The sequence below is a fragment of the Halosimplex rarum genome, from assembly GCF_047715405.1.
GTDB classification, from domain to species: Archaea; Halobacteriota; Halobacteria; order Halobacteriales; family Haloarculaceae; genus Halosimplex; species Halosimplex rarum.
This window is the reverse complement of sequence record NZ_CP180412.1, coordinates 2,043,587-2,065,787: the sequence shown is the minus strand read 5'-3', so window position 1 is coordinate 2,065,787 and position 22,201 is coordinate 2,043,587. Positions and strand designations below refer to the sequence as shown.

The 22,201-nt window shown below is 67.8% G+C and carries 23 protein-coding genes; 11 read left to right on the top strand and 12 right to left on the bottom strand.

What is annotated here, in order from left to right; all coding sequences use genetic code 11:
• Positions 1-95: 95 nt before the first annotated feature.
• Positions 96-1,202, top strand: a complete 1,107-nt coding sequence (locus ACMGFH_RS10135; RefSeq protein WP_415382991.1) for an NAD(P)/FAD-dependent oxidoreductase — start codon at positions 96-98, stop codon at positions 1,200-1,202.
• Positions 1,203-1,242: 40 nt separating this feature from the next.
• Here the strand turns inward: ACMGFH_RS10135 and ACMGFH_RS10130 are convergent, their stop codons facing one another.
• The 4 genes from ACMGFH_RS10130 to ACMGFH_RS10115 form a co-directional block, all read right to left on the bottom strand.
• Positions 1,243-1,446, bottom strand: coding sequence for a hypothetical protein (locus tag ACMGFH_RS10130; protein ID WP_415382990.1), 204 nt, complete (start codon positions 1,444-1,446; stop codon positions 1,243-1,245).
• Between the two features lie 92 nt (positions 1,447-1,538).
• The gene (otsB, locus tag ACMGFH_RS10125; RefSeq protein WP_415382989.1) at positions 1,539-2,354 is read right to left on the bottom strand and encodes a trehalose-phosphatase; all 816 of its coding nucleotides are present in this window, start codon (positions 2,352-2,354) and stop codon (positions 1,539-1,541) included.
• Positions 2,341-3,897, bottom strand: a complete 1,557-nt coding sequence (locus tag ACMGFH_RS10120) for an alpha,alpha-trehalose-phosphate synthase (UDP-forming) (RefSeq protein WP_415382987.1) — start codon at positions 3,895-3,897, stop codon at positions 2,341-2,343. Before ACMGFH_RS10120 ends, otsB begins: the two co-directional genes overlap by 14 nt.
• A 106-nt stretch (positions 3,898-4,003) precedes the next feature.
• Positions 4,004-5,410: a M48 family metallopeptidase gene (locus ACMGFH_RS10115; protein WP_415382985.1), complete on the bottom strand. Its 1,407-nt coding sequence runs from the start codon at positions 5,408-5,410 to the stop codon at positions 4,004-4,006.
• Between the two features lie 217 nt (positions 5,411-5,627).
• Here ACMGFH_RS10115 and katG point away from each other — a divergent pair, with 217 nt between their 5' ends.
• On the top strand, positions 5,628-7,787 hold the full coding sequence (gene katG, locus ACMGFH_RS10110) for a catalase/peroxidase HPI (RefSeq protein ID WP_415382984.1): 2,160 nt from the start codon (positions 5,628-5,630) through the stop codon (positions 7,785-7,787).
• Between the two features lie 256 nt (positions 7,788-8,043).
• Here the strand turns inward: katG and arsN2 are convergent, their stop codons facing one another.
• The gene (gene arsN2 / locus ACMGFH_RS10105) at positions 8,044-8,487 is read right to left on the bottom strand and encodes an arsenic resistance N-acetyltransferase ArsN2 (RefSeq protein ID WP_415382982.1); all 444 of its coding nucleotides are present in this window, start codon (positions 8,485-8,487) and stop codon (positions 8,044-8,046) included.
• 104 nt (positions 8,488-8,591) lie between these two features.
• On the opposite strand from arsN2, the gene ACMGFH_RS10100 reads away from it, so the two are divergent.
• Positions 8,592-9,458: an aldo/keto reductase gene (locus tag ACMGFH_RS10100; protein WP_415382980.1), complete on the top strand. Its 867-nt coding sequence runs from the start codon at positions 8,592-8,594 to the stop codon at positions 9,456-9,458.
• Between the two features lie 163 nt (positions 9,459-9,621).
• On the opposite strand, the gene ACMGFH_RS10095 is transcribed toward ACMGFH_RS10100, so the two are convergent.
• The 3 genes from ACMGFH_RS10095 to ACMGFH_RS10085 are packed head-to-tail and all read right to left on the bottom strand — an operon-like array spanning position 9,622 to position 10,207.
• Entirely contained in the window at positions 9,622-9,816 is a 195-nt protein-coding gene (locus ACMGFH_RS10095) for a cold-shock protein (RefSeq protein WP_415382979.1), read from the bottom strand.
• The gene (locus tag ACMGFH_RS10090) at positions 9,816-10,010 is read right to left on the bottom strand and encodes a cold-shock protein (RefSeq protein ID WP_415382978.1); all 195 of its coding nucleotides are present in this window, start codon (positions 10,008-10,010) and stop codon (positions 9,816-9,818) included. The genes ACMGFH_RS10095 and ACMGFH_RS10090 overlap by 1 nt, the downstream gene beginning before the upstream one ends.
• 2 nt (positions 10,011-10,012) lie before the next feature.
• A complete protein-coding gene (locus ACMGFH_RS10085; protein WP_006883278.1) occupies positions 10,013-10,207 on the bottom strand; it encodes a cold-shock protein in 195 nt (64 codons plus the stop codon).
• A gap of 150 nt (positions 10,208-10,357) precedes the next feature.
• Between ACMGFH_RS10085 and ACMGFH_RS10080 the strand changes: the two genes are divergently transcribed.
• A complete protein-coding gene (locus ACMGFH_RS10080; RefSeq protein ID WP_415382977.1) occupies positions 10,358-11,110 on the top strand; it encodes a DUF429 domain-containing protein in 753 nt (250 codons plus the stop codon).
• Between the two features lie 141 nt (positions 11,111-11,251).
• Here the strand turns inward: ACMGFH_RS10080 and ACMGFH_RS10075 are convergent, their stop codons facing one another.
• Entirely contained in the window at positions 11,252-12,586 is a 1,335-nt protein-coding gene (locus ACMGFH_RS10075; protein WP_415382976.1) for a hypothetical protein, read from the bottom strand.
• A 256-nt stretch (positions 12,587-12,842) separates the two neighbouring features.
• Here ACMGFH_RS10075 and ACMGFH_RS10070 point away from each other — a divergent pair, with 256 nt between their 5' ends.
• From ACMGFH_RS10070 to ACMGFH_RS10050, 5 genes are all read left to right on the top strand, one after another.
• Positions 12,843-13,532, top strand: coding sequence for a TIGR00266 family protein (locus ACMGFH_RS10070; RefSeq protein WP_415382975.1), 690 nt, complete (start codon positions 12,843-12,845; stop codon positions 13,530-13,532).
• A gap of 61 nt (positions 13,533-13,593) precedes the next feature.
• A complete protein-coding gene (locus ACMGFH_RS10065; protein WP_415382974.1) occupies positions 13,594-13,962 on the top strand; it encodes a hypothetical protein in 369 nt (122 codons plus the stop codon).
• Between the two features lie 137 nt (positions 13,963-14,099).
• Complete coding sequence (locus tag ACMGFH_RS10060) at positions 14,100-14,243, top strand: hypothetical protein (protein ID WP_274323211.1); 144 nt, start codon at positions 14,100-14,102, stop codon at positions 14,241-14,243.
• 148 nt (positions 14,244-14,391) lie between these two features.
• Positions 14,392-15,747, top strand: coding sequence for an arylsulfotransferase family protein (locus ACMGFH_RS10055; RefSeq protein ID WP_415382972.1), 1,356 nt, complete (start codon positions 14,392-14,394; stop codon positions 15,745-15,747).
• Between the two features lie 138 nt (positions 15,748-15,885).
• Positions 15,886-16,998 (top strand): hypothetical protein, encoded by a 1,113-nt coding sequence (locus tag ACMGFH_RS10050; protein WP_415382971.1) that lies wholly within the window; start codon positions 15,886-15,888, stop codon positions 16,996-16,998.
• 94 nt (positions 16,999-17,092) lie between these two features.
• Here the strand turns inward: ACMGFH_RS10050 and ACMGFH_RS10045 are convergent, their stop codons facing one another.
• Positions 17,093-17,560: a hypothetical protein gene (locus ACMGFH_RS10045; RefSeq protein WP_415382970.1), complete on the bottom strand. Its 468-nt coding sequence runs from the start codon at positions 17,558-17,560 to the stop codon at positions 17,093-17,095.
• A 235-nt stretch (positions 17,561-17,795) separates the two neighbouring features.
• Positions 17,796-19,253, bottom strand: a complete 1,458-nt coding sequence (locus ACMGFH_RS10040; RefSeq protein ID WP_415382968.1) for a sulfatase — start codon at positions 19,251-19,253, stop codon at positions 17,796-17,798.
• A gap of 384 nt (positions 19,254-19,637) precedes the next feature.
• On the opposite strand from ACMGFH_RS10040, the gene ACMGFH_RS10035 reads away from it, so the two are divergent.
• Both ACMGFH_RS10035 and ACMGFH_RS10030 read left to right on the top strand, forming a co-directional pair.
• Complete coding sequence (locus ACMGFH_RS10035) at positions 19,638-19,997, top strand: hypothetical protein (protein ID WP_415382967.1); 360 nt, start codon at positions 19,638-19,640, stop codon at positions 19,995-19,997.
• Between the two features lie 564 nt (positions 19,998-20,561).
• Complete coding sequence (locus ACMGFH_RS10030; protein ID WP_415382965.1) at positions 20,562-21,809, top strand: site-specific integrase; 1,248 nt, start codon at positions 20,562-20,564, stop codon at positions 21,807-21,809.
• A gap of 8 nt (positions 21,810-21,817) precedes the next feature.
• Here the strand turns inward: ACMGFH_RS10030 and ACMGFH_RS10025 are convergent, their stop codons facing one another.
• Positions 21,818-22,012, bottom strand: a complete 195-nt coding sequence (locus tag ACMGFH_RS10025) for a hypothetical protein (RefSeq protein ID WP_415382964.1) — start codon at positions 22,010-22,012, stop codon at positions 21,818-21,820.
• Positions 22,013-22,201 lie beyond the last annotated feature (189 nt).

The following is a 22,201-nucleotide window of genomic DNA, read 5'->3' as shown; positions in this document are numbered from 1 at the left end:
GCGGCCACCCCGTCTCCCAGCCGGGATTACCCGTCAGTAACCGCGCGCGCCGCTTTGACGGGGTTTAAGCCGCCTCGTTCGTTAGCCGTTCGTACATGACCGACAGCGAGTACGACGTCGTCGTGGTCGGCGGCGGTCCGGCGGGACTGACGGCCGCGCTCTACACCACGCGGCTCGGGCTGGACACAGCGGTCGTCGACCGCGGGGGCGGCCGCGCCGCGATGATGCAGGACACCCACAACGTCATCGGCGTCACCGAGGACGTCAGCGGCGGCGAGTTCCTCGGCAAGGCCGCCGAGCAAGTGGAATCGTACGGCGCCGACGTCCACCGCGAGTTCGTCGGCGGGATCGAGCGCGTCGACGGCGCCGACGGCGGAGATGGCAAGACTGCGGACGGTCCCCGGTTCCGCCTCGAGACGGGCGACGCGACCTACGGCGCTCGCCGAGTCGTCCTCGCGACCGGGTTCTCCGACGTCACCCCGGACCCGCCGCTCCCGCCGACGGGCCGCGGGCTCCACTACTGCCTGCACTGCGACGCCTACATGTTCGCCGACGAGCCGGTCTACGTGATGGGAACCGGCGACTCGGCGGCCTACGTCGCGATGATCATGCTGAACTTCACCGACGAGGTGGATCTCTTGACCCGCGGCGACGATCCCGAGTGGAGCGACGACACCGACGAGATGCTCCGCAACCACCCCGTCGAGGTGATCCACGAGGAGATCGCGGCCGCCAACCGCGACGACGACGGCTGGCTCGAATCCTTCGAGTTCGAAGACAGGACCGTCCGCGAGTACCGCGGCGGTTTCCCGATGTACGGCTCGGAGTACAACACCGACCTGGCCGAGGCCGTCGGCTGCGAGTTGACCGACGACGGGACCATCGACGTGGACGACCACGGTCGCACCAGCGTCGACGGCGTCTACGCCGTCGGCGACGTGACCCCCGGACACAACCAGATCCCCGTCGCGATGGGTCAGGGCGCCAAAGCCGGCATCGCCGTCCACATGGATCTGCGTCCCTTCCCGCGGTCGGCCGAGGGCATCGACGCACTGGGGCCGGTCTCCTCGGGCGACGTGCCCGCTCTCTCGCAGGAGCTGCTCGCGACCGCAGTCGCCCACGAGGGCCACGCGGGCGGGCCGCGCGTCGAGGCAGCCGACGAGGCCGAGAGCGGCGACGAACAGCCCGCCGACGACGACTGAGAAACGAGCGCTTTTCCCCGGCTGGGGAACGATTTTCGCGTCAGGAGTCGACGCCGTAGATCCGGTCGACGCCGACGTAGACGAACCACACCATCCAGACGGTGAAGATGACCAGCCACGCGCCGTACTGGACGTAGGGGTGCGGGACGAGGACGTACGCGACGAGGAGCAGGCCCGCGACGGCGACCGCTGCGGCGACGTTGTACCGCGTCGGCGCGAACACGTCTCCGAGCAGGTCCCGCATATCGACAACCTACGGTTTCGCTCTACATTACTGTTGGCGGCGCTACGAGGCGGTCTGGCGTCACTTCCCACACTACGTAACTAACAAAGAACTCACTCGCGCTGCGCTTGGGCGACGAGGTCGAGGAACTCGCGGACGTCGCGGGGTTCTTCGAGGCGGTAGTCCGCGGCGGTCTCGCGCTGGCCGACGAGCACGCCGACACCGTCGACCGATCCGCTCTCGTCGTCGAGGACTCGAAAGGCGTCCTCGTCCGTGACGTCGTCGCCGACGTACATCGGGAGCCACCCGTCGGGCACCTCGTCGGTGAGCAGTTCGACGGCGCGGCCCTTGTCCCAGTCGACGGCGGGGCGGATCTCCCGGATCGCCTTCCCGTCGCGGGTCTCCAGGGGGGCGCCGTTCGCGACCGCTTCCTCGACGGTGGCGCGGACGGTCCGCTCGACTTCGGGGACGCGCTCGGCGGGCACCTGTCGGACGTGGACCGTCGCGGTCAGGCCCTTGTCTTCGATCTCGACGCCGGGGACGTGCGCGAGGCGGTCGGCCAGGCGGTCGCAGACGCGGTCGACGGCGTCGCGGCATCGCCGAGCCTGGGGGTTGACGACCTCGCCGCCGTCGTAGCGGAGTTCGAGGCCGTGGTTACCGGCGTAGGCGATCCCGTCGACGTCTACGCGGTCGCGGAGGTCGGCCAGTTCGCGACCGCTGACGACGGCCACGTCGACTGAGGGACGCCCGGCGAGTCGCTCGACGCGCTCGCGGACGGGCGGGGGCATCCGCGCGGCGTCGGGGTCGTCGACGATGGGCGCGAGCGTGCCGTCGAAGTCGAGCGCGCAGACGACGCCCGGGGCGGCGGCGAGGCTGTCGGCGACGTCCTCGCGGGCGAGCCAGAGGGGGGTCGCGTCAGTCGCCTGCACGCGTCGTCACACCTCCGTCGGCGTGGCCGAGGTTCGCGACGGTCCCGAGGACGGTCCCGACCCACGACTCGATGTCGTTGTCGCTCACGTAGTCGGCGAGGGCGTTCCCACGGCGCCGGCGCTCGCGCTCGCTCATCGACAGCGCCTCGTCGAGCGCGTCGGCGAACCCGACGGTGTCGTGCGGGCGGACGGAGACCGTCCACTCGCCGAGGACGTCGTGGGCGCCGGCCTGGTCGCTCAGGACGAGCACGCCGGGGTCGTCGTCCTGGGCGGCCACGTACTCCTGGGCAACGAGGTTCATGCCGTCGCGGACCGGGCTGACCACGGCGAGGTCGGACTCGCGGTAGAGGCCGGCGAGCCCCTCGTTGGAGATCATGTCGGTGGTGTAGACGACGGGCTGCCAGTCGTCGGTCGCGAAGCGGCCGTTGACCCGCTCGACGACCGCCTCGACGCGCTCCTGGTAGCGCTGGTAGGCGTCGATGAACGACCGACTCTCCGTCCCGATCTGGACGAGCGTCACCTCGCCGCGGTAGTCCGGTCGCTCCTCGAACAGGCGTTCGAGCGCGTCGAGGCGCTGGACGATCCCCTTGGTATAGTCGAGGCGGTCGACGCCGACGGCGATTCTCGTGTCGCGGTCGATCCCGCGATTCTTGCGGAAGGCGGCGCAGAAGCCGCTCGCTTCCATGCTTCCGGCCTGCTCGCGGATGCGGTCGGCCGGGACGCCCATCGGCGCCGCGCGGACGGTCGTCGTCCGGCCGCGGTGGGTGATGGTCCCGGCATCGTGGTCGACATCGACGTCAGAGAGCCCCCGCTCGGCGCATCGGAGGAAGCTCGCGCAGTAGCGCGGGACGTGAAAGAGGAGGACGTCGTTGCCGAGCAGGCCGTCGAGGATCTCTTCCCGGTGGGGACAGGCGCGGAACGTGTCCCAGCTCGGCCAGGGGATGTGCCAGGTGTGAGCGAGCGTGCGGTCCGCGGTGGGATCGTCGGGCGCGTCGGCGGTGCGCTCGCGGACCTGTCGCGGAGCGAGCCCGAGGTGGTAGTCGTGGAGCCAGACGAGGCCGCCAGGGTCGCTGGCCGCGGCCAGCTCAGCCGCGAACTGGTCGTTGACGCGCCGGTAGTCGGCCCAGGCGTCGCCGCAGCTCTCGACGGTGCCGAGCGCGGCGTGACAGAGCGGCCAGAGCACCTGATTGGCGATCCCGTAGTAGTACCCCTCGACTTCGTCGTCGTCGAGCCAGAGCCGCTGCAGGGTGTAGGTGTCCTCCCCGTCGGGCGGGACGGTCACGCGGTCGTCCTCGTCGACGACCGTCGCGTCGGCGTCGCCGTCGCCCCAGGCGATCCAGGTGCCCTCGACGCGGCGCATCACGGCGTCGAGGCCCGCCGTCAGGCCGCCCGCGGGGCGGTCGACGGTCACGTCGCCGTCGTCGTCGTAGTCGTGCCTGTACGGTTGGCGGTTCGATGCGACGACGAGGTCGTCGCCCGCTGACGCGAGCACGCGGTCGAGATCCGTCTCGACGCGGTCGGCTCGCAGGTGTGTCCTCTCCATGACGGACTACGCGTATTTACCCCGCCAGGGGGGTATGGCCGCGGCTTGCAGGTGCGCGCTGTCACTCACTCTCTCACGCCTCGGCAGAACGGTTGGTAACGGGGCGCTACCCCGGGTTCGCGGCGCTCGACTCGTCGCTCGCGGTCGCCGCGTCGCCGGCCTGCCGGCGGATGTTACGGACGCGGTCCGGGATCGGCGGGTGGGTGTAGTGGAACGTCTCGTAGAGGGGGTGGGGGAACGGGTTCGAGAGGTTCTCGCCGGCGAGCCGACAGAGGGCGTCGACCATCGGCTCGCCGTCGCCCATCACCTCGACGGCGAAGGCGTCGGCCTCCCGCTCGTGCGCAAGCGAAAGCCTGTTTTCGAGCGGAGCGGTCAGGCGGTTCAGCGGATACACGACCAGCGCCGCGAGGAAGAGACCGGCGTAGACCGGCCGCCCCGTCCCCGAAGCGAGACCGAACATCTCGTAGAGCCAGGGGCCGGTGACCAGCTGGTAGGCGACGAAGAACACGACGCCCATCCGAACGGCCGAACTCCCCACGCGCTTCCAGATGTGGGCCTTCTTCCAGTGGGCGAGTTCGTGGGCGAGTACGCTCTGCAGTTCGTCGGTCTCCATCTGCTCGACCAGCGTGTCGAACAGGACGACGCGCTTGGTCGCGCCGAACCCGACGAAGTAGGCGTTGGAGTGGCCGCTGCGCCGGCTGGCGTCCATGACGTAGATCTGCGAGCACGAGAAGCCGGCGCGGTCGAACACCTCGGTGACGGCGTCGTGGAGGTCGCCCGACTCGACGGGCTCGAAGTCGTTGAACAGCGGTGCGATCACTCTGGGGTAGATCACCATCATCGCCAGCGAGAAGGCGACGAACAGCGCCCAGGCGCCGACCCACCACAGGCCGGGAAACGAGTCGACGACCCACATGACCGCCGCGGCGAGCAGGCCGCTGATGACCAGCGAGAGCGCGAGCCCGACGACCTGGTCCCGGGCCCACAGGCGCGGCGACTGCTCGTTGAACCCGAAGATCTCCTCGACGACGAAGGTGTCGAAGAGGTCGAAGGGGACCGAGGAGAGTTGCAGCGCGAGGACGACGCCGAGGAAGAAGACGACGCCGGAGGGCACGGTGCCGAGGCCGAGCGACTCGACCGCTGCGACGGCGTCGACGAGCAGCCCGGAGTACAGCACCAGCAGGACCAGGCCGAGACCGGCCCACGCCTCTAGCTGGGAGGCGCCGGTCGTCGCGCGCTGGTAGCCGAGGAGTTCGTCGGTGTCGTCGACGTCGAGCCGGTCGTGGAACCACGCGGCTTCGCGGTTCGCGGTCTCTTCTCGCGGGCTTCGCCCGCTCGAACGGTCTGCGGAACTTCGTTCCGCGCTATCACCGCTCGCTCGGTCCGAGGCCTCCTGTCGGTCGGCCTCGCGCACCGCATCGGCGCCGTAGCGAACGTTCAGCGCCGCCAGCCAGGTGAAAAACGCCTCCGTCCCGACCAGCAGGGCGAGGAAGGCGGCGTGAAATACGAGCATACCGGCCGATACGGAAGCGGCCCATTAAACCCCCTCGCTGGTCGTCTCGCGGACCCGCCCTGCGCGACCCACTGCCGTCGGGCTCGGGTCACGAGATCGAGCCGTTCGGTGGGGCGAGCGAGTCGTTCGCGTCCGGCACCGATCCGGTCGACGGGAGCGGATTGTTCCTATCCAAAGGAAACCTTATGGAACAACAACACCGCTATAACAATGACTAATGAGCAACAAGGAGCCGAACCCCCAGACACGGAAGCGCAACCGTGACTGGTGGCCGAACACGCTCGATCTGAGCATCCTCGACCAGAACGCCCGCGACAGCGGGCCCTACGGGGACGACTTCGACTACGCGGAGGCGTTTCAGGAACTCGACCTCGACGAGGTCAAGTCCGACATCGAGGAGGTCATCACGACCTCCCAGGACTGGTGGCCGGCCGACTACGGCCACTACGGACCCTTCATGATCCGCATGGCGTGGCACAGCGCCGGGACCTACCGCGCCTACGACGGCCGCGGCGGGGCGGCCGGCGGACAGCAGCGGTTCGCGCCGCTCAACAGCTGGCCCGACAACGCGAACCTCGACAAGGCGCGGCGACTGCTCCAGCCGGTCAAGCAGAAGTACGGCCGCAGCCTCTCGTGGGCCGACCTGATCGTCCTGGCGGGCAACGTCGCCATCGAGTCGATGGGGTTCAAGACGTTCGGCTTCGGCGGCGGCCGCGAGGACGACTTCGAACCGGACGAGTCCGTCGACTGGGGACCCGAGGACGAGTGGGAGGCCGACGACCGCTTCGAGGAGCCCGGCGAGATCCAGGAGGGGCTCGGCGCCTCCGTTATGGGACTCATCTACGTGAATCCCGAGGGTCCGAAGGGCCAGCCCGACCCGATGGCGTCCGCGAAGAACATCCGCCAGACGTTCTCCCGGATGGCGATGGACGACAGGCAGACCGCGGCGCTGATCGCCGGCGGCCACACCTTCGGGAAGGTCCACGGCGCCGACGACCCCGACGAGCATCACGAGCCGGAGCCGGAGGCGGCGCCCATCGAGAACATGGGCCTCGGCTGGCAGACCGACGGCACGAAGGGCGGCGAGATGATCACCAGCGGCATCGAGGGGCCGTGGACGCAGGACCCGACCTGGTGGGACATGGGCTACGTCGACAACCTCCTCGACTACGAGTGGGAGCCCGAGAAGGGCCCCGGCGGCGCGTGGCAGTGGACGCCCAAGGAGGGTGAGGAGGTCGAGTCGGCCCCGGGCGCTTCGGATTCCGACGAGGAGGTCACCCCCATGATGCTCACGACGGACATCGCGCTGAAGCGCGACCCCGACTACCGCGAGATCATGGAGGAGTTCCAGGAGAGTCCGATGGCGTTCGGGATGGCCTTCGCGGAGGCGTGGTACAAGCTGACCCACCGCGACATGGGGCCGCCCGAGCGGCTCCTCGGCCCGGAGGTCCCCGACGAGACGAAGATCTGGCAGGACCCCTTGCCCGACCGCGACTACGACCTGATCGACGACGAGCAGGTCGCCGACCTCAAGGCGGAGCTCCTCGACAGCGACCTCCCGCGGTCGCAACTGGTCGAGACGGCCTGGGCCTCGGCGTCGACCTACCGCGACAGCGACAAGCGCGGCGGCGCCAACGGCGCGCGGATCCGTCTCGAACCCCAGCGGAGCTGGGAGGCCAACGAGCCGGACCGGCTGGAGACGGCGCTTTCGACCTACGAGTCGATCCAGGCCGAGTTCAACGACCGGGACGACGACACGCGCGTCTCGCTGGCGGACCTGATCGTCCTCGGCGGCAACGCGGCCGTCGAGCAGGCCGCGGCCGACGCCGGCTACGACGTCGAAGTCCCGTTCGATCCGGGTCGGGTCGACGCCAGCGAGGAGCAGACCGACGTCGACTCCTTCGAGGCGCTCGAGCCGAAGGCCGACGGGTTCCGCAACTACCTCGCGGACGACGTCGACAGCCCGGGCGAGGAGTTGCTGGTCGACAAGGCCGACCTGCTGGACTTGAGCGTCGAGGAGATGACGGCGCTGGTCGGCGGCATGCGCGCGCTGGGCGCGACCTACGGGGACTCGGACCTGGGCGTGTTCACCGACCAGCCCGGCACGCTGACCAACGACTTCTTCGTGAACCTGCTCGACATGGGCACCAAGTGGAAGCCCACCGAGAGCCGCGACCAGGTCTACGAGGGTCGCGACCGCGACACGGGCGAACTGGTGTGGGAGGGAACCCGCTTCGACCTCGTCTTCGGGTCGAACTCCCGACTGCGCGCGGTCGCTGAGGTGTACGGCTCCGAGGACGGCGAGGCCGAACTCGTCGAGGACTTCGTCGACGCATGGAGCACGGTCATGCGGGCCGACCGCTTCGACCTGGAGTAGTCCGGCCCGTTACCGGGGTCCACCCCGGTCCGGCCCGCACCCCGCTGTTCGGGTGTGTCAGTTCTGCGATCGGTTGCCGTACTCTCGGTGTGATCAGCGAAGCCGACCGCTACTGCGGCACCTGCGAGCGCTCGGTCTGCCGAGAGCGATCCACTCGCAGCGAGCCCGTCGCGGATCTCGACCCGACGAAGTGGCGGGCGCTGTGCTGTCCGGACAGCGGCCGGAGCCGAAGCCGGTGTTCGTCGCGCGCGAGGCGCTACGGTGACTTGCGCATGACCGTCGCCGAGGCGGGACAGAGGTCGGCGAACTCGTTCGTCGCCCGGATCGGGTCAGGGACCGCCTCGCGGTCGACAACCTCGTAGCCCCGGGCCGCGAAGAAGTCGCGCGCGGTCGTGGTGAGCAGGAACAGGCGCTCGGCGCCCGCGTCGCTGGCTTCGGTTTCGAGCGCGTCGGCGATCGCAGTGCCGTAGCCTTCCCCCCGGCGGTCGGGTTCGACCGCGACCGAGCGGACGAGCGCGTGGGGTCCGCGGAGTTCGAGCGCGCCGACGCCGACCCGTTCACCCGCCGCGCGTGCGACGTAGCAGTCGACGGCGTCGCTCCCGAGGTCGGCGGTCGGCAGGTCCGCGTCGGTCAGGAGGGCCTCGGCGTACTCGAGACCGGGTTCCTCCGCCGGTTCGAACGCGACGACCACATCGTCCATGGGTGCGGTATCGGTCACCGCCGACAAATCCCTTGCCGTCGAACCCCACACGTCCTTCCGGCTTCCCCACGGCTTAGTGCGTGGAAGCCACAGAATCGGGCGCTATGGCTGACGACGTATCCAACGAGAGCGACACGTTCGACATCGACGGCGAGCTGACCGTCCACCGACTCGGATTCGGGGCGATGCGGCTCACCGGCGAGGACATCATCGGCCGGCCCGACGACGAGGAGACGGCCCGGCGCGTCGTCCAGCGAGCGGTCGAACTGGGCGTCGACCTGATCGACACGGCCGACTCCTACGGCCCGGGCGTCAGCGAGCGGATCCTCCGCGAGGCGCTCGCCGAGGTCGACGCGGACCCAGTCGTCGCCACGAAGGCGGGCCTCCTGCGCCACCGCGACGGCGAGTGGCTGCCCCACGGCGACCCCGACTATCTTCACAATCAGGTGATGGTCAGCAAAGATCGACTCGGCGTCGATTCGATCGACCTCTACCAGTACCACCGCCCGGATCCCGACACGGACTTCGAGGACTCGGTCCACGCCTTCGCCGAGATGAAAGACGAAGGGCAGGTCGACCACGTCGGCCTCTCGAACGTCACCGTGGAACAACTGGAGACCGCGCGGGACATCGTCGACATCGCGACGGTCCAGAACCAGTACAATATCGGATATCGCGACGACGAGGACGTCCTGCAGGCCTGCGAGGAATACGACGTCGGGTTCATCCCCTGGGGCCCGCTCTACACCGTCGACGACGAGGGCATCGCGGAGGTGCTCGACGAAGTCGGGGACGGCCGCGATGCCAGTCGTCGCCAGGTCGCGCTCGCGTGGCTCCTCCACCACTCCGACGTGACGCTCCCGATCCCGGGCACGTCGAGCGTCGACCACCTCGAATCGAACGTCGCGGCGTCGCAGGTCGACCTCACCGACGAGGACCTCGCGAAACTGAACGACATCGACCCGCAGTAAGCGGGTTTCTCGCTGTTCTCGACTCCCGTCGCTGCCGGGACGATAGCGATCCGCCGCGAGCAACCGCACGAGCGGCGTCGTTCGGAGCGCTGTCGCTCGGAGGCGTGATAATATGAAAATTCGGAGTCAGCGGAACGCTGACGCCGCAGTTAGAGAGTGCGACTTACTGTCGCGTGAGGTTCGACGCGCGCGGGCCCTTGTCGGCCTGCTCGATGTCGAACTCGACTTCCTGTCCCTCTTCGAGGTCGGGGCCGCCGACGTCTTCCATGTGGAAGAACACGTCGTCGTCCGCGTCCTCGGTCTCGATGAAACCGTATCCACCGGTGTCGTTGAAGAAGTCGACCTTACCGGAGGCCATTAGAGGCGCTCCAGGTTGGTCGCTCGCGGGCCCTTGTCGGCCTGCTCGATGTCGAACTCGACTTCCTGACCCTCTTCGAGGTCGGGGCCGCCGACGTCTTCCATGTGGAAGAACACGTCGTCGTCCGCGTCGTCGGTCTCGATGAAGCCGTACCCGCCGGTGTCATTGAAGAAGTCGACCTTACCTTTCGCCATTGTTACAGGCGCTCCAGGTTGGTCGCTCGCGGACCCTTGTCCGCCTGCTCAATGTCGAACTCCACTTCCTGTCCCTCTTCGAGGTCCGGACCGCCCACGTCCTCCATGTGGAAGAAAACGTCGTCGTCAGCGTCCTCAGTCTCGATGAAACCGTAACCGCCCGTGTCGTTGAAGAAGTCAACCTTACCGGATGCCATTGCTTCTAAACACAACGTCGGGGGATGTATAAGAGTTCCGAGAGAAGCGTTACCACGACCCTTCGGGGTGCTGTGCGCCGTGGCGCGCCGGATCGCGGCGGAACCCACGTAGGCAAGGGATTTTTGTCCGCCGACTCGAAATTTCGAGGCATGAGCGAGACAGGGGGACCGCTGTACGTCGGCGTCGACTGGTCGGAGGCGGCGTGGTTCGCGGTGGCGTTCGACCGCGCCGGGTTCGACCACGCCGCCGCGTTCACGGAGATCGGCGACCTCTGGGTCCGATACGAGGAGCGCGCCGAGTGCGTTCTCGTCGACGTGCCGATCGGACTGGTCGAAGAGGGCGAGGAGGGACGCCGGTGCGACGCCCTCACCCGCGACGTCCTCGGTCCGATGGCCGACACCGTGGTCGTCCCCCCGGTCCGCGAGGCGACGCGCAAGCGCCGCTACCCCGCGGCCCAGCGGGTCAACGAGCGCAAGGCGGGTCGCGGGATCACCGAGCGGGCGTTCGCGATGAGCGACGGCATCGCCGCCGTCGACGAACTCCTCCGGAACGTCCCCGAGGCCAACGCGGCGTTCGCGGAGTCCCACCCCGAACTCTGCTACCGGGCCTTCGCCGGCGAACCGCTGGAACACTCCAGCGCGTACGCGGCGGGCTACGCCGAGCGGATGCGCACGCTGGCGCGGTACGACCGCGACGCGCCGCCGACCGTCCAGGCGGCCGCCGCCGCGACCGAGGGCTACGAAGTGGCCGTCGCCGACGTTTTGGACGCCGTCGCCCTCGCGTACACCGCCGCGCCCGGTGACGGTGACCTCTTGACGATCCCAACCGATCCGGACACCGACGCCGAGGGGCTCCCGATGGGTATCACGTACCGAGCGGACGAGCCGCTCGCCCCCGAGTAACGGCGGAACCGGCGGTTCCCGACCGCAGATTCGTCTGCTTCCGCGGCTGCCCAGATGATAGTCCGGAATCCGGGAGAACTCCCGCCGTCAACAACACCTGGCAGAAATACGACATCGTCCTGTTCGGGCGTTCGCTGTCCGTCAGTTCCCCTTGCCCTCCCCGTTCCCCCTGCCCTTTCCGTTCCCGTTTCCACGCCCGTTGCTCTCGTCGTCGTTGGCGTGATCCGGCGGACCGCGACCGTCCTTCCTCTGTCCGTCTTCCTCGCCCTCCCCATCGTCGCTGTCATCTCCGTCGTCTTCCCCGTCGTCAGTCGGATCGAACGCGTCGATGGCGTCGTCGAGCGAGAACGAGGAGAACTCGTCGCTTCCGCCGCCTCCGTCGCCCGAACCGCGGATCTTCCCGACGACCTTCGCGAGCGCGTTCTCGGGGTCGATATCCGTCTCGTCGACGCGGAAGTGAACTCTGCACGTCCTCTCTTCGGCGTGGTCGTGCTGTTTCGGGGACGCGCCGTCACCGCCGTCGACCGCCTCCGGCGCGCCGAACGAGATCGAGTCTAGGTCGATCGCCGAGGGGTCCGGGCAATCGATGTCGACCGGGACCAGCCCCTCGCTCTCGACGTTGATCTTCGCGTCCGGCGGGGAGACCGAGAGGTCGAGATCCGTGCCGTCGCCGCCTCCGTCGGTTGACGCCCGTTCGACGGCGACCGTGATGGGCGCGCCGAGGTCGAGCGTCGACCGGGTGACCCCGCCCTCCCCGTCGGCGGAGAGGAGCTGCCACTCGTCGATATCGCCCTCGTAGTGTTCGCCGTAGAGCGCCGCCTCCTCGTTGAACTGCGGGTTGATCCCGATAGATGCCCCCGGGTCGAGATACCCTAGAACGCCGCCGTCGCCCCTGGTCGCGCCCCAGGTCCAGTCGATCCGGTGGTTCGAACCGTCGGTGTCCCAGTTGTCGTAGTTGCTCTCCGGTCGCTCGCCCGACTCGAACAGGTAGAAATCGTCCTTGACGAGCCACTCGGCGCTCGCCGGGACGCCGGAGACCGTCCAGGTGGCCGACCCGCCGTCGTCGCCGTCGGCGTCGTGGACGACTACGAGACTCACGCCGTCCGGACCGTCGTAGAAAAACAGCAGCGACGTCGACGGTCGCTGCAGGTCCCGCGTGCCGACCGACATGTAATACGGGCCTTCTCCGGGGTCGGTCGCCCCGTTTTCGCCGACGTACTTCTCCGGGATGCGCAGGTCGTAAAACGATTCCACCGGCTCGCTCCCCGAGAGGGGCGTGATCTCGTAGCGTTCGTCGCCCTGCTCGACGGCGTACAGCGGGTCGGCGTCGTCGTTCGAGTCGTCGTCGCCATCCTGCCCGCCCCGCGCTGCGGTCACCCCGGTCGCCGCCGTGCCGAAGGCGCCCGCCGCTGCGAGCGCCTGCAGCAGCGATCGCCGACCGACCGTACTGCTCCCCGCCCGCGTTTCGAGCGTCATACCCGATGCCGGAGCGGAACGGCCATTGTTATGACGGGCGAACTTCGGCGCCGCTCGCGGCCGCGTCCCGCCGTCAGCGGGGACGTGCACGGCGTCCCGGAGTAAGACAGTGGTACTCGCAGACCGGCACTCGGCGTCGGCAGTCGGTTGGGTGGGGTTACCGGTCCGGCGGCCAGGGTCAGCGCCCACACGCGCCCGCGGATCGTGGCAACAAGCGAGCAAGAACTGATTAACGTGATGACAGCGTACTGATGGCATGGACCACGAGATCAGTCACAGACCGTCGTACGCGCAGTTGACCCTCGACCTCGACGCCGGGGAGTCAGTCCGGTCGGAAGCGGGAGCGATGGTGAGCAAGTCGCCGCACGTCGACGTCGAGACGGCGGCCGAGGGCGGGCTGCTCAAGTCCCTGTCGCGGTCGCTGTTCGGCGGCGAGTCGTTCTTCATGAACACGTTCACCGCCTCGGAACCGGGCCGGATCCAGCTGGCGCCGGCGCTGTCCGGCGACGTCCAGCATCACTCGCTCGACGACGAGACGCTCTACGTGCAGTCGTCGTCGTTCCTGGCGTCGGATCCGTCGATCACCGTCGACACGGAGTTCGGCGGCGCGAAGACGTTCTTCGGCGGCGAGGGGCTCTTTCTCCTACGGATGGAAGGGACTGGGCCGCTGTTCCTGTCGAGCTACGGGGCCATCGACGAGCACGAACTCGACGGGGCGGAGTCGTACGTCGTCGACACGGGCCACATCGTCGCCTTCGAGGACTCGCTCTCGTTCGACGTGCGGAAGGTCGGCGGCCTGAAGTCGACGCTGTTCAGCGGCGAGGGACTGGTCTGCGAGTTCGAGGGCGAGGGGACGGTGTGGACACAGACCCGCAGCCCCGACGCGTTCCTCTCGTGGCTCATCCCCAAGATCCCCCAGCGGAACACGACCCAGACGACGACCTGACGGACGATACCGGCTGATCCCGCACCCAATCGTTATGACACGTCCGGCCGAACGGTGTGGTATGAGCGATTCTGAGGACCTCGAGTCGGCGTCGCTGTCGACGCAGGTAATCCTCGCCGGCGTGACCGAACTGGCGACCCGCGACGAGACGCCGGCCCACGCGGGGGAGATCCGGCGGACGTGCAACGCGGCGATGGACGCCGTTGAGGGAGACGTACTCGGGACGGTGACCGAAGCGGAGGTGGCCCGCACTCTCAACGAACTGGAGGCCGCCGGACTCGTCGACGGGACGCGGGACGCCACGTCCCCGACTGGGAAGGGGCGGCCGACCTACCGACTCGCCGCGGACGTCGGGAGCGTCCGCGCACGGTTGGCCGACGACGAACGCGCGGCCCCGCTCGCGGACCGCATCGACTCGATCGACCAGTAGTCGACTTCTCGCTGGCCCCGTCCACGTCGGCCGCCGAACACGTCCATCTCGGTCGCCGGATCCTCCCGTCCGGATCGACCCGTTCTCGTCCGAACCGGCACAAGACACATGTCGGACCGCCGTGACATCCCGGGCGCATGCTCCAGGCAGAACTCGAAGTGTGTACCGACTGCGGGCTCCTGCACATGGAAGGCGGCCCGGCGCCGTCCAACGTCAGCGAATGCACGGGCTGTGGCGGCCGCGTCACCGACGTCGACATCGACGATCTGATCGGGCTGTGACCGCGCCGGCGGCGCTCCGACTGTTCCGGTGACGGCCAGACCGCACCGGCGGCGCTCCGACCCGTCGCCAGACCCGCTCTCGTAGTCCGTTTCGAGCGCGCGGCGTGGATCAGTTTCTTGTCGGCGGCGGTCATACGGTCGCACGACAGTGGTCTCACGCCGTGCCGTCAGAGTCGTCTTCGCGGCGCTACTGGTCGTCTCGATCGCGGGCCTCGCCTACGGCGCGGCGACGGCACCGACGACCGCGAGCGCCGGCGACGTCCCGCGACCGGAGCCGCGCGACGGCCACACGGTCGTCACCGAGTCGGCGAAGTTCGGGACGATCGTCGCCTGGCGCCCGAATGGTAGCCTCCTCTACTACGACGACACCCACACCAAGTACTTCGACGTCGACCCGGTGGCGAACGAGTCGCTGACCGTCGAGTACGCCGCGACCGACACGATCCACACCAGCGGTCCCACCTGCGAGTCGCCGCCGTGCACCCGGAACGTGATCGAGCGCGTGAACCTTTCGACGGGCGAGACACGGGAGATATACGCCCGGTACGACGACAGCGAACTCGCCGCCGAGTGGCACGACCACGTCCGCGTCGACGACGAGCGCATCCTGATCGCCGACATCGTCGACGACCAGGTCTTCCTGGTGAACACGACGACGGACCTCGTCGAGTGGCGCTGGGACGCCCAGAGTGACTTCCCCGTCGAGGGCGGCGGGGCGTACCCCGAGGACTGGGCGCACATCAACGACGTCTCACTGCTCGACGACGGCCGCGTGGTGGTCAGCCTCCGCAACCAGGATCAGGTGGTCTTCATCGACCGCGAGACGGGGCTCGTCGAGAACTGGACGCTCGGGAGCGACGGCGACCACGACACGCTCTACGAGCAGCACAACCCCGACTACATCCCACCGGAGCGCGGCGGGCCGGCCCTCCTCGTCGCGGACTCGGAGAACGGCCGGATCGTCGAGTACCAGCGCGTCGACCCCGAGTCGGGCGAGGCGACGACCGCCGCGGAGGGCGTCTGGGAGCGGACCTGGCAGTGGCGCGACGCCCGACTCCAGTGGCCGCGCGACGCCGACCGCCTTCCGAACGGCAACACGCTGATCGCCGACACCCACGGCAAGCGCGTCCTCGAAGTGAACCAGCGGGGCGAGGTCGTCTGGTCGGTGCCCGTCTCCCACCCCTACGACGCCGAGCGACTGGAGACTGGGTCCGAGAGCGCCGGCGGCGAGAGCGCGGCCCGCCTGGGCCTCGAATCGAGAACGGCCGAGCGGGCGGACGGCGGCGGGTTCGACCCGCTGGATCCGCTGAGCGACCTGGTGACGTTCGTCGTCCCCTCGCGGGTCGTCAACGGCGTCATCTTCGTCTCGCCGGTGTGGATGGGCCGCCCGGAGTTCGCGGCGGCGCTGCTCGGGATCGGGGCGACGCTCGCGTGGATCGGTGCCGAGGTCCGGTGGCGGCTTCCCGCCCTCGGCGTCAGGTGGCCGGTCTACCGGGGGAAGTGACGGAGACGGTGACGGTCGGCGTCGAAACTCGCCGGCGTCTCAGCGGCCGTAGCTCTGCTCGCTACCGACGTGCTGGGGGTCGTGGTCGTGGCGCGCCTCGCCGCCGTACAGGAGCCCTTCCTCGGACCACGACCCCGAGTGCTGGTTCGACTGGGGAACGACGTCGTCGATAGACTGTCGGTTCGGCTGCCGAGGCTGCCCCGACCCGCCGAACTGGTCCTGCTGAGAACGGCCCTGTTGCTGGTGCTGTCTTCCGGTCTGGGGCTGCTGCTGGTGCTGTCCTCCGATCTGCGGCTGCTGCTGGTGCTGGACCCCGGACTGACGCTGCTGCTGGTCGCCGGTGTGCTGTCGCTCCTGGCGTTCGGACTGCCAGTAGTGCTGGTCGCTGGGGTGGTGCTGGTGGCTGCTCGCGCGCTGGCTGGGCTGACTGGGCTGGCCGCTGCTACCCGGGTGGCCACCGGTCTGCTTCGTTCGCTGGCTACTCACCTGCTGGAACTGGCGCTGGGTCCCCGTCGGGCGACTCTGTTGCTGACTGCCCTGGTGGCTCTGCTGCTGACTGTCGGGGTGGTGCTGATGACTGCTCGCTTGGCGGCCCTGTTGCTGCCCGCCGGTCTGGTGGCGCTGTTGGCCAGTCATAGACTGCTGGCCGCCCTGCTGGTGCTGGCTGCCGCCGTGCTGTCCCGACTGTTGCGGTTGCCCGGAACTCCGACGGTGGTGCTGGAACTCATCCTGTCGGGGCATCTGTGCGGACGGGGATCCGAAATCGCCTTGGGGCTGGTGCATCTGCTGGCCGGCGTGCTGTTGCTGGCCCTGGCCAGGCTGGTGCGCTCGGTTCGTCTGCTGACCCTGCATCTGCCCGTGCTGCTGTTGGGGGTGCTGACCGTGCTGCTGTTGCTGGTGCTGACCCTGTTGCTGCTGGCCGCGCTGGTGCTGGCCCTGCTGGTGTTGCTGGTGCTGACCTCGTTGCTGGTGGGATTGCTGCTGGCCGCGCTGGTGCTGGCCCTGCTGGCCCTGCTGATGCTGCTGATGCTGCTGGTCCTGCTGGCGGTGTTGCTGTCCCTGTCGCTGCTGGCGGTCGTGCGTCTGTCGGTCCTGCTGGTCGGCTCCTGTGTGGTGTGTGTGGTGCATGACGAATCGCGGGTACGTGACCCGTGTGGGCAGTGGCGTCCGGGTCCGCAAATAGGCCGGACTCCGTTTGCACCTTCTCGCTCGTTCGCCCGCGAGATAGCGGTCGCTTACCTGCACCGTTAGTCGACATCCGGGCCGAGTGTCACGCGCGTAAGGGAGTACTCGCGCGGTACCGTCGGGGAGCAGGGCGGCCGTGCCAGGTCGTCTCGGGCACTGGCTACCGCATGACTCGGCGGCGCTCGGAGAACGTCGCGTTCCCGCCGTCCCAGCGGACGGTGGTGTTGAGCCGGATCCAGCCGTCGTTGTTGGCGATCGTGAACGCCTCGACGTACGAGAGGCGTATCCGCGCGGTTCGGTTCACCGACGCGTTGGCGGAGACGTTGTCGAACCGGACGGTGCGGTTCCAGACCCGGGTGTCGTCGGCGAGGATCCGCGTGTCCGCGGTGACGTTCTCCAACGTCTCGTTCCCGGTGTTCGTCAGATTGGCCGTCACGGTCCGACATCGAACGCCGCAGTTCGTCACGTTCTCGATCGATAGCGATACCGGGTCGCTCTCGTTCTGTTGGCCCGCAGTCGTGTTGTTCGTCTGGTCGCTCTGGTCCTGGAGGCCGGTGACCGCCTCGCTCGCCGAAGCGTCCTGTGCCGGCTGGCCGGCGGCGACGCCTGCCACGCCGACGGACGTCACGACGACGACAACCACCGACAGCGTTCGAACGACCGAGAGAAGGCCGGATACGGAGACCGACTCGGATTCTGTTCGATTCACGGGCGGGTTAGGGACCCCACTCGAAAGGGCGCCCTGCCGGCAAGTTCTTGCATCCTTTTCGATGGGTGAAATGGGCGTGACTGCCGAGAAGCGGCGCTATGGCTGTCGATTCTCGACGGCGTTTCTCGGGTATCAGCGGGGACCCCTCGACCCGTCACTGGAGATAGCCGAGCTGTTCGAGTCGCTCCTTGCGTTCGTCGCCGATCGTCACCGACTCGCGGTCGCCGGCGGCGTCGACCGTTTCGAGCCACTCGTCGAGGGCGTCGCCGAGGTCGGTGACGACGTCGGGGCTCGTCTCGGACACGTCAGTCGTTTCGCCGGGGTCGGATTCGAGGTCGTAGCAGCGTTCGGAGCCGTCAGAGCCCCGGATCAGCTTGTGCGTCTCCGTGCGGATGGCGCGCAGGGATCGGTCGTACTGTCGGACGTGTTCGGGGACCTCTCCGATGTGGCGTTCGAGGGCTTCCATCGAGGGCTGGGGAGCCATGTACTCGCTGACGACGAACTCGCGGGCGGGCACGTCGGCGTCAGGGTGGAACGAGCTGCCGTGAAAGCCCTCGCGGGCGCTCGGCGCGTCGATGCCGGCGGCGTCGAGGAGCGTCGGCGCGAGGTCCAGCAGGCTCACGAGGTCGTCGATGTCTTTCCGGCCGGTGAACGCGCCGCCGGTGATGACCAGCGGAACGTGGACGAGCGTGTCGTAGAGACAGTACTGGTGGTCCATCAGGCCGTGGTCGCCCACGTTCTCCCCGTGATCCGCGGTGACGACCAGGATCGTGTCCTCCCACTCGCCGGCGGCGACGAGCGCCTCCTTGAGCGCCGCCAGCTGCTCGTCGAAGTAGGTGATCTCTCCGCGATAGAGGTCGCGGAGCAGCCGCAGATCCCGGTCGGAGAGCTCGAGCATGCCAGCGAGGTAGTCCCAGGGTTCCTGGGGGACGTCCAGCGCCTCCTCGTAGGTGGCGTCCTCGGGCAGATGCGGCTCCGTGGTCCGGCGGGGCGGCTCGTAATCCAGGTGCGGTTCGAGGTAGTTGACGAGCAGGAAGAAGGGGTCGTCACGAGAGCGGCCTGTCAGCCAGTCCGCGATCCACGAGGTCGATCGCTTGGCGCCGTCGTCGGAGCGGTCGCGGACGAGCCGCCGGTACAGGGCGTTCGCGCCGTTGACCAGCGGGTTGCCGGCGAACAGCTTCCGGGCGACGAGACGGGCACGGCTCTCCTCGGTCACGTCGACGAGTTCGCTCAGCGCGTTCTCGGACTGGACGAGCTGCCACATCTGGCGGAACTCGTCGAAGCCGCGGTCGAACCCGGACTCGGCGCTCAGCCAGGTGTTGTTCGAGACGCACACCGTCTCGTACCCGGCGTCGCGGAACAGTTCCGATAGCATCGGGTGACGGTCGTCGAGGCGTTCGTGATCGGCGTGAGCGCCGTGGGCGGACGGCGGGACGCCCGTCAGCAGCGAGGCGTGCGAGGGGAGCGTCCACGGCGCCGCGGAGACGGCGCGCGTGGCCCGCGTCCCAGTCGACGCGAGTTGCGTCAGCGTCGGCGCGACCTGCGGATCGTACGCGTCGTCGACACGCGTCGTGTCGGCGACGACGACGACGACGTTCGGCTGTGCGGCCATTGTCGCCCGAACTTGTACGCCGACACCGATAGCAATTGAGTGCTTACTCCCGCCCGTTGCAGCCCGCTCGCGCCCGCTGCGCCGTTCGCTCGGTAACGTCGACTTATCGAGTTTGCCGCGTCAATTCGCCTAGGTCCGAAGACGGGAACGTCACGCAGACCGGACTCACGTCCCGCGGTTGCTGTAGTGACTCCCCCTCCGACACGTCCACGGCCGTTCCAGTGCGATCGGGCCGTCAACGGTCAATCGTCTACCGGGAGTGCGTCCCCGCCGCGAACGACGTGGAACCGATAAGTCGAACTTACGCATTCGCTCCGGGTCGTACGCGCGAATATCGGAGAGTAACAGTGTAGTAACTACGGGCTTGTCCCCACTTCATCCGATATGGCACTCCTCGACTCGATAATCGTGTTCGTGGTCAGCCTGCTGGTCGGCGCGCTGGGGATCTATATCGGTGCGAGCGTCATCACGGATCACGAGGACTACACGTACGCGATCGTGACGGCACTGATCGGCGCGATCATCTGGGGAGTGGTCGGGTTCCTGTTCGGCTGGATCCCGCTCCTCGGGCCGATTCTGGTTCTGGTCGCGTACGTGGCCGTCATCCAGTTCCGTTACCCCGGCGGCTGGGGCGACGCGATCCTCATCGCGCTCATCGCCTGGATCGCCTCGCTCGTCGTCCTCTACGTGCTCGCGGCCGTCGGGATCGGTGCTCTAGAGGCCGTCGGCGTCCCGGGAGCGTAGGCGCCACTCGATCCGTCGAACCGGTCGATACTGCGGAAGAGACGGCGAGTGACGGCTGGGCCGGCAGCCGAAGTGACTGTAGCCAGACCTGTCCTCGCACGTCACGAACGGGGGTCGAGATCAGGGAGAGTACATCACCGACGACGTGGATATCATCTCCGTCAACGGGCAGAAACGAGACGATACGGCCGCGGGACTCACCGTCGAGATCCGCAACGACGGAGCGGTCGTTTCCGAGGCCAGCACGTCGTCGGCGGACGGTGTCGCGCAGACGAGTCAGACGCTGTACTTGCGTGGACCCCGTTCTCGGTTGCGCCATCTCGGTCGCGGAAAACCGCTCCCGAAGAGCGACCTGCTGTGGGACGCCCTCTCGAGTCGACAGGCGACGACCGGACTATCGTGAATACGCGTGTACGGACATCGCAGAGGAGCGAATTGTGCCGAAATAGAACGGTGTCACTGGAGAACGCAGAAGCTGTGGGTCACAAATCAAGCGGTGAGAGGATGCCGCCTCCCGGATATCAACTGGTGGTTTACATGCCGATAAGACATCCCCCCATCTAGATGACCCGATCGGTGGACCGGCGAATCGAGAAGTTGCAGGAGCGCATCGACGACGCCAAGGAACTGAGCGAGGACGACCGAGAAGTCCTCAGGGCCTTCGACAACCAGCTCGCCCTCCTCGGTAGTAAGTACGGAAAGCAACGCCGTGAGAAGCTTCTCAGGCACTGCGTGCGAATGGCTGAAGAAGTCGGCGGGCTGGCGGACACCCTCGACGAGAAGCGGCCGACTGAAAACATCGTCCGCTGGATTCACGACACCTACGACAACGAGGAGTCGAACCGGGATTACCGGGTCGCGCTCCGTATGTACGGGAAGCACGTTTCCGACGGGGACGAGATCCCGGACAGCATCGCGTGGGTTTCGGCCACCACGTCGAAAGACTACAACCCGATGCCGAACCCGTCGAAGATGCTCTGGTGGGATGACCACATCAAGCCCATGCTCGAAGAGTGCCGCCACGCCCGCGATAAGGCACTCATCGCCGTCGCATGGGATTCTGGTGCCCGAAGCGGGGAGATACGTGATCTCTCTGTCGGAGACGTTTCTGACCACAAGTACGGGCTCCGCATCTCCGTCGACGGGAAGAAGGGTGAACGGTCGATTATCCTGACGACCGCGGTCCCCTATCTCCGACAGTGGCTGAACGTCCACCCAGCACCGGAAACCCCGGATGCACCTCTCTGGTCGAAACTCAGCAAGCCGGAGGACATCAGCTACCAGATGAAGCTGAAGATCCTGAAGAAGCACGCCCGGAAGGCAGGAGTCACGCATACCGAGGTGACGTTCACCCGGATGCGGAAGTCGTCCGCTTCCTATCTCGCGTCGGACGGCGTGAACCAGGCCCACATCGAGGACCACCACGGTTGGGATCGCGGTTCTGATGTTGCTTCCCGGTACGTCGCGGTCTTCGGCGATGCGAACGATCGGGCTGTCGCGAAGGCGCACGGCGTCGACGTGGAAGAGGACGAGACTGACCCGATTGCGCCGGTCGAGTGTCCGCGATGCCGCCGTGAGACGCCCCGAGACGAACCCACCTGCGTCTGGTGCGGTCAGGCGATGGACAGCAGTTCGGTCGAGCAGATCAAAGAGGACCAGCGGGAGACGCGCCGGGAGCTGCTGAAGATTGCTAGCGACGACCCGGAACTCCTGGACGATCTCGACCGCGTCGAGCAGTTCATCGAACTCGCCGACGACAACCCCGACCTCATCCGAGAGGCGCGGGAGTTCGTCGACGCTGGCGCGGACTGATCCTGCGCTCACCGTCCGACCCCCTCTTTCGCTCGTTCGATCTCTTTCTCCACGTCGTGGAGCGCCGGCTCGTTGCCGAACTTGACGAGCGCACGAAGTGCGAGAGCACGGGCAAACTCATCGTCACCGTGCTTGATGATCCGGACGAGCTGGTCCTTGTTCTCGCGGACGTACTCTTCTCCGTCGGGAGTGGTCGCCGTCATTGAATCACCCCCTTCGGCGAGAGTCCGAACTCACTCGGCGCGTGATCCTCGATGTGGTGGGAGGGCTTCCGACCCGTCAGGTCGGTTCCGCAGACGGGGCACTCGACGAGCCGGAGCTTGTCGTGTCCGAACCGCTCAAGCATCCCAATCACCCCTGGTCTGGCGACTGTTCGGGTGGTAGGCGATACT

What these genes read in the sequence shown, in the direction of transcription:
- ACMGFH_RS10135 (WP_415382991.1), top strand. Translation starts at nt 96, where the DNA reads ATGACCGACAGCGAGTACGACGTCGTCGTGGTCGGCGGCGGTCCGGCG.
- ACMGFH_RS10130 (WP_415382990.1), bottom strand. Translation starts at nt 1,446, where the DNA reads ATGCGGGACCTGCTCGGAGACGTGTTCGCGCCGACGCGGTACAACGTC.
- ACMGFH_RS10120 (WP_415382987.1), bottom strand. Translation starts at nt 3,897, where the DNA reads ATGGAGAGGACACACCTGCGAGCCGACCGCGTCGAGACGGATCTCGAC.
- ACMGFH_RS10115 (WP_415382985.1), bottom strand. Translation starts at nt 5,410, where the DNA reads ATGCTCGTATTTCACGCCGCCTTCCTCGCCCTGCTGGTCGGGACGGAG.
- katG (WP_415382984.1), top strand. Translation starts at nt 5,628, where the DNA reads ATGAGCAACAAGGAGCCGAACCCCCAGACACGGAAGCGCAACCGTGAC.
- arsN2 (WP_415382982.1), bottom strand. Translation starts at nt 8,487, where the DNA reads ATGGACGATGTGGTCGTCGCGTTCGAACCGGCGGAGGAACCCGGTCTC.
- ACMGFH_RS10100 (WP_415382980.1), top strand. Translation starts at nt 8,592, where the DNA reads ATGGCTGACGACGTATCCAACGAGAGCGACACGTTCGACATCGACGGC.
- ACMGFH_RS10095 (WP_415382979.1), bottom strand. Translation starts at nt 9,816, where the DNA reads ATGGCCTCCGGTAAGGTCGACTTCTTCAACGACACCGGTGGATACGGT.
- ACMGFH_RS10090 (WP_415382978.1), bottom strand. Translation starts at nt 10,010, where the DNA reads ATGGCGAAAGGTAAGGTCGACTTCTTCAATGACACCGGCGGGTACGGC.
- ACMGFH_RS10085 (WP_006883278.1), bottom strand. Translation starts at nt 10,207, where the DNA reads ATGGCATCCGGTAAGGTTGACTTCTTCAACGACACGGGCGGTTACGGT.
- ACMGFH_RS10080 (WP_415382977.1), top strand. Translation starts at nt 10,358, where the DNA reads ATGAGCGAGACAGGGGGACCGCTGTACGTCGGCGTCGACTGGTCGGAG.
- ACMGFH_RS10075 (WP_415382976.1), bottom strand. Translation starts at nt 12,586, where the DNA reads ATGACGCTCGAAACGCGGGCGGGGAGCAGTACGGTCGGTCGGCGATCG.
- ACMGFH_RS10070 (WP_415382975.1), top strand. Translation starts at nt 12,843, where the DNA reads ATGGACCACGAGATCAGTCACAGACCGTCGTACGCGCAGTTGACCCTC.
- ACMGFH_RS10065 (WP_415382974.1), top strand. Translation starts at nt 13,594, where the DNA reads ATGAGCGATTCTGAGGACCTCGAGTCGGCGTCGCTGTCGACGCAGGTA.
- ACMGFH_RS10060 (WP_274323211.1), top strand. Translation starts at nt 14,100, where the DNA reads ATGCTCCAGGCAGAACTCGAAGTGTGTACCGACTGCGGGCTCCTGCAC.
- ACMGFH_RS10040 (WP_415382968.1), bottom strand. Translation starts at nt 19,253, where the DNA reads ATGGCCGCACAGCCGAACGTCGTCGTCGTCGTCGCCGACACGACGCGT.
- ACMGFH_RS10035 (WP_415382967.1), top strand. Translation starts at nt 19,638, where the DNA reads ATGGCACTCCTCGACTCGATAATCGTGTTCGTGGTCAGCCTGCTGGTC.
- ACMGFH_RS10030 (WP_415382965.1), top strand. Translation starts at nt 20,562, where the DNA reads ATGACCCGATCGGTGGACCGGCGAATCGAGAAGTTGCAGGAGCGCATC.
- ACMGFH_RS10025 (WP_415382964.1), bottom strand. Translation starts at nt 22,012, where the DNA reads ATGACGGCGACCACTCCCGACGGAGAAGAGTACGTCCGCGAGAACAAG.